Genomic DNA, 2,138 nt, shown 5'->3' on the forward strand with positions numbered 1-2,138 from the left:
TGCGCCGCCGGCGCCCGCCGTGCCGGCCAGCTGCTCGGCCACCTGTCGGGGTGTCCGCGTCGGGTCGGCCGTCCGGCCGAGGTCGAGCGCGGTGGCCGCGAGCTCGTCCCACAGTGCTGCCGGGTTGCCGGTGGCCAGCCGGCGGCGGCGCTGCAGCACCCGCAGCCCGGCCGGCACCGCGGCCAGCGCGAGCACGGCCAGCACGGTCCCGACGGCGCGCAGCACCGGCACCAGGGAGCTGCCCTCCTCCGGCGCCGACTGGGAGAGCGGGGTGTCCTGCGGAGCCGGCTCGGTCCGTGGCGCCGGGTTGGCCGGCGCGGGCAGGGGGGCGGCGGGCGCGTCGGTGCGGTCGTCGACCTCCTGATCCTGCACGCGCGGTGCCCAGGGCAGCTCCACCGCGCGGTCGGCGTCGATCGGGGTCGGGTCGTACGGCACCCAGCCCAGGTCGTCGAAGTAGACCTCCACCCAGGCGTGCGCGTCGTCGCTGGTGACCAGCCGGGTGCCGTCGGGTTGGGTGGTGCCGGGGGTGTAGCCGAGCACCACCCGCGCCGGGACGCCGGCCGCCCGCACCAGGACCGCCATCGCGCCGGCGTACTGCTCGCAGTAGCCCTGGCGCAGCCGCAGGAAGTCGGCCAGGTCGTCGCCACTGGTGCCCGGCGCGGTCGACAGCGAGTACTCGAAGTCGTTGGCCGGGTCGGTGAAGTGGCCGTAGACCGCCTGTACCCGCTCGTAGGGCGTCTCCCGCCCGGCGGTCAGCGCGGCGACCAGCTCGTCGACGCTCGGGTCGAGCTCGGGGAGGGCGGTGTAGCGCTGCACCAGCGGCAGCCCGGGCGGCAACGGGTCGGCGGCGGCCAGCTCGTCGGGGGCGGGCCGTGGCTGCACCGCCGCCACCGACCAGGTCTGTCCGGCGGTGGTCACCTCGCGGCCGAAGACGGTGCCCGTGCTCGGGTCGAAGCGCCACCGCTGCGGCTCGGCCACGCTCACGGCCTGCGGCGCGTACAGCAGGGGGAGGAAGCGGTCCTCGTGGCCGAGAGCGGTGATCAGCGCGTCGACCGGCCGGCCGCCGCGCCGTCCGGGGAGGGGGACCAGCTCGTCGTCGTCCCCGACCGCCGTCTCGCCGTCCAGGTTGCCGAGCGTCCAGCCCTCCTCGGCGTCGTAGACCTCGAGGGCCACGACCCGCAGGTGGCCGGGGTCGGGGACCGAGGCGTCGACCTCGAGCAGGTCGATCGGCTCGTCGAGGGTGAGCTGGCCCTGCAGCGCGGCGGCGGGGTCGAGGGCGGTCCCGGTGGACCCGCCGCCCGAGCTGCGGCCGAAGCCGAAGGAGTTGGTGCCCTCGGTCAGCGTGGGGACGACGGCGCCGACGACCAGCCCGAGGACCACGGCCACGGCCCCCGTCCGGACGGCGGTGAGGGTCCCCGTCCCCAGCAGCGGACGGCGGCCCTCCTGCGTGCGCCGGCCCAGCCGCCGGTGCTGGTCGGCGAAGAGCAGCAGCGCCAGCCCGGCGGCGGGTGCGGCCACCGGCAGCACGCCGATCGAGCCGGTCACCGTGCTCACCGGCACGCAGAAGAGGACCAGGAGCCCCAGCCCGGCCAGCGCCGGCTGCCGGGCACCGACGGCCACCAGGTCGACGGCGACGGCGACCAGGCCGGCGAGCAGAGTGGTCAGCGTCAGCAGGCCGGTCAGCGGCAGCGCCGGGGTGGACTGCTCGCGCAGCTCCACCGTCCCGTCGGCCAGCACCGCCGCGAGGTCGGCCAGGCTGTCCTCGGTCGGCAGCCAGCCACCCCAGGCGTCGGCGGGGGCGAACAGTGCCGTCAGCACGCAGGCCAGCACGGCCAGCTGGCCCACCGGGACCCCGACGCCCACCAACCCGGTCCACCAGGAGGGCGCCGGGTGGTCCCCGGCGAGCCGGTCCGGCAGCGCCGCGCCGGCCGCGCGCAGCAGCACGCCGGCCCCGGCGACGGCGACGACGGCGGCCAGCACCGGCGGCAGCCAGTCCCGGGTCGTGAAGACCGGCACGAGCGCGAAGGTGCCCAGCGCGGTGGCGGCCGCCGCGGCCAGGGCCGTGCCGGCGTCCTGCCGCAGCGCCCGCACCGTGGCTCCGGTCACCGTGCGCCCGCCTGCAGCGCAGCCGGTGCCGC

Annotated in this window: 1 protein-coding gene; it reads right to left on the reverse strand. The window is 77.8% G+C overall.

The genetic code is table 11. The annotated features are described in order from the left end of the window. The coding region (locus E4P41_RS21590) for a transglutaminase-like domain-containing protein (protein WP_135143240.1) at window positions 1-2,106 on the reverse strand (2,106 nt) is incomplete at its 3' end. Between the last annotated feature and the right edge of the window lie 32 nt (window positions 2,107-2,138).

Origin of the sequence: Geodermatophilus sp. DF01-2 (assembly GCF_004571065.1) — a bacterium.
Classification (GTDB): Bacteria; Actinomycetota; Actinomycetes; order Mycobacteriales; family Geodermatophilaceae; genus Geodermatophilus.